We start from the raw sequence: 3,391 nt of genomic DNA, 5'->3' as shown, positions 1-3,391 counted from the left end.
CTTCTCTTTTTTCGGTACGACGTACATATTGATGTAGCGCCCTTCGTGGAACGGTCCCTTTTCGAGATCGGCGATATCTTCGACCATCGGCCAGACCGATTTGAGTACTTCGACACCCGCTTCGGGGTTGGCCATTTCGCGGCCGCGCAGGAAGACACGGAATTTGACATGCTTGCCCTGCTCCAGGAACTCCCGGGCATGCTTGACCTTGTAGTTGATGTCGTTCTGGGCAATTTTGACAGAGAGTTTGATCTCTTTGACTTCGATCTGCTTCTGCTTCTTTTTCGCCTCTTTTTTCTTCTTTTCCTGCTGATATTTGAACTTGCCGTAGTCCATGATCTTCGCGACCGGCGGATTGGCCTGCGGTGCAATCAGAACGAGGTCGAGCCCTTCATCGGCCGCTTTGTTCAGCGCCTCGTCACGGCTTACCACGCCGTACTGCGTACCGTCATCGCCTACCAGGCGAACCTCTCGGGCCCGAATGTCGTCGTTCATGATTACATCGTTCTTCTTACTCAAATTCTGACCTCACTTGTCTGCTCCTTGATGAGTTTGATAAATGCGTCCGCATCCAGTTCGTACTGTTCGCGTTTCCTGCGGTCGCGGATCGCAACCTTGCGGTTTGCGACCTCTTCGTCTCCGATGATGGCGATCATCGGCACCTTCTGTTTCTCAGCCATCCGCACCCGTTTGGCCAGCGATTCGTTGCGGTCGTCGATCTCGCAATCGATGTCGAACTCCGCCAGTTCACCCGCCAGCTCTTTCGCATACGCGACGTGACCTTCGGCGATCGGCACGAAAATCACCTGCGTCGGGGCGATGAACATTGGAAACTCCCCGGCGAAATGCTCCGTCAGAATCGCGATGAAGCGTTCGAAACTGCCCAGAATCGCACGATGGATCATCACCGGTCGGGCACGCTCGTTGTGCTCGTCGACATACTCCATCTCGAAACGCTCCGGCAGGTTGAAGTCGACCTGGATCGTCCCGCACTGCCACTTCCGCTTCAACGCGTCGGTGATCTTGATATCGATCTTCGGTCCGTAGAACGCCCCGCCCCCTTCGTCGATGCCGTATTCGAAACCGTTTTCGTCCAGCGCCTCTTTGAGTGCGGCGGTTGCCGTATCCCAGATTTCGTCGCTGCCGATCGCCTTTTCCGGCTTCGTAGAGATCTCCATTTCATACTCGAATCCGAAGATCTTCATGACGCGGTCGACAAACTCCAGCACATCGATAACGACCGGTTTGATCTGCTCGGGCGTACAGAAGATGTGGGCGTCGTCCTGCGTGAACTCGCGAACCCGAAGCAGGCCGTGAAGCACACCGCTCTGCTCGTGCCGGTGCACAACACCGTACTCGAAATATTTGAGCGGAAGCTCACGGTAACTGTGGATATCTTTTTTGTAGATCAGGATGTGGCCGATGCAGTTCATCGGTTTGATGCCGTACTCCTGTCCGTCGATTTCGGTCAGGTACATGTTTTCGCCGTAACAGGCGTAGTGGCCGCTCGTGCGCCACATCTCGGCTTTGAGGATTTCGGGACCGCGCACCGGTTCGTAACCGCGGCGGCGGTGCGCTTTCCACAAAATCTGCTCAATCTTGCTTCGCAGCCGCGCACCCTTGGGCATCCAGAAGGGAAGCCCCGCCCCCGCTTCCTCGTCGAACATGAAGAGGCCGAGCTCGGTACCGAGCTTGCGGTGGTCGCGCTTCTTCGCCTCTTCGATCATCGCGAGATACTCTTTGAGCGTCTCCTTGTCGGCAAATGCGATGCCGTAGATACGGGTGAGCATCTCTCTGTCGGAGTCTCCGCCCAGATAGGCACCCGCCACACGTGTCAATTTGAAATTGCGGAGGTATTTCGTATTGGGGACATGGGGTCCCCGGCAGAGGTCTTCGAAGTCGCCCTGGCGGTAGATACAGAGTTGCTCGTCTTCGATGCGCTTCATCACCTCCTGCTTCAGATCGTCTCCGGCGAATTTCTCTTCTGCCTCTTTTTTCGGAATGCAGTAGCGCTCAATTTCGATCTTTTTGTTGGCGAGTTTCTGCATCGTCTTTTCGATCTTTTTCAGATCGGAGTCGCTGATCTTTTCGTCGACGCGGAAATCATAGTAAAACCCCTCTTCAACGACGGGACCGACAAAAAACTGCGCGTCGGGATAGAGCTGTTTGATCGCCTGGGCCATGAGGTGTGCGGCGGAGTGACGGATAACTTCCAAGGCTTCCGGGGAGTTGTCGAAGTAGATGGGTTCGCAGTCGCTGCAATCGATGTCTGCAGCGGTTTGGGTATCAATAATCTGCCCGTTCTTATCTTTATAGGCAATGATCTCTTTTTCTTCCAAGCAATTCCTTGTTTTATTTGAAAAGTCAAAAACTGGAACCCATAGGGATTTTTGAGATGGGTTCTAAAAAAGCATTGTACTAAATTTTTGTGCAAATCACCATATTATCGGGCTTTTTCACAAACTTTTTAGGTTTTGACTGTTAACTTTTGACTCAGGGGATGAAGATGGTGGCCACGACAGGACTTGAACCTGTGACCACTACCATGTCAAGGTAGTGCTCTACCAACTGAGCTACGCGACCATCCATTGCGGTAAGTTTAGCAGAAAATCCGCTCTGTTTCCATAAAATCATGGGATCGAGCCGAAGATTTTGTGACGGAATTATACAAAATCTACATTTATTTTTTCTTAAAATTTAAAACCAAAAGCCATAGAACCGCCATATCGATCATCACATCGGCGAAGTTGAAAACGGCGAAATCGAAACCGCAGTGCCAATCCACATAATCGACAACACCGCCATGCATAAACCGATCTGCGATATTGCTGAGACCTGCACCGAACAGCATGCCGAGCGGAAGGCTGTAACGCTGAAGGTAACGGCCGTGCAGAATATATCCGAGTACACCGGCCAACAGTGCCAATTGAATCCATTTGAGATAGGGCCCGAGGAAATCGAACATCGAAAAGGCGACACCGCGGTTGAAAACGAGTGTCAGCGATATACATTCGCTCTCCCATCTCCAGCCGGCGAGGAAGATCGATTTGATTCCCTGGTCAATGATATAGATGCCGGCAAGCGCCAGCAGAAATATGAGCCAGCTTTTAGAACCCATCTCAAAGATCCCCATGGGCGGTAACGGAAGCGATTTTGCTTCCTGTCGCGGCGGTTCGACGCAGGCGATGCCAAAGCATCGTCAAGGAGAACCAACAAAGAGAGGGGGCAAAAGCGCTCCGCCCATCAGGGTGGTACCCAAAAAACACGCTGATTTCGTTGAAAATGCCGGGCGTCACTTTGGCATCGCCCTGCGCTTTTCGCCTCGTCATCGCACCGTTTGGGTGCCATTCCCGCCTATGGGGATCTTTGAGATGGGTTCTATGCATTGAGC

At 52.5% G+C, this 3,391-nt stretch carries 4 protein-coding genes and 1 tRNA gene; all 5 read right to left on the bottom strand.

What is annotated here, in order from left to right:
- Positions 1-519: translation initiation factor IF-3 (gene infC, locus Q1K24_RS09585; protein WP_300369459.1), on the bottom strand; the 519-nt coding region annotated here is incomplete at its 3' end.
- Complete coding sequence (gene thrS / locus Q1K24_RS09580; protein WP_300369456.1) at positions 516-2,339, bottom strand: threonine--tRNA ligase; 1,824 nt, start codon at positions 2,337-2,339, stop codon at positions 516-518. The genes thrS and infC, both read right to left, overlap by 4 nt.
- Before the next feature lie 168 nt (positions 2,340-2,507).
- Positions 2,508-2,583, bottom strand: a tRNA-Val gene (locus Q1K24_RS09575).
- Between the two features lie 97 nt (positions 2,584-2,680).
- Positions 2,681-3,118: a signal peptidase II gene (lspA, locus tag Q1K24_RS09570; protein ID WP_300369453.1), complete on the bottom strand. Its 438-nt coding sequence runs from the start codon at positions 3,116-3,118 to the stop codon at positions 2,681-2,683.
- A gap of 1 nt (position 3,119) precedes the next feature.
- Positions 3,120-3,391: hypothetical protein (locus tag Q1K24_RS09565; RefSeq protein ID WP_300369450.1), on the bottom strand; the 272-nt coding region annotated here is incomplete at its 5' end.

It is taken from the genome of Hydrogenimonas sp. (genome assembly GCF_029932565.1).
In the GTDB taxonomy this organism is placed as follows: domain Bacteria; phylum Campylobacterota; class Campylobacteria; order Campylobacterales; family Hydrogenimonadaceae; genus Hydrogenimonas.
Note: the sequence above shows the minus strand (reverse complement) of the source record. Positions and strands in the feature narration are given on the sequence as shown.

What these genes read in the sequence shown, in the direction of transcription:
- lspA (WP_300369453.1), bottom strand. Translation starts at nt 3,118, where the DNA reads ATGGGTTCTAAAAGCTGGCTCATATTTCTGCTGGCGCTTGCCGGCATC.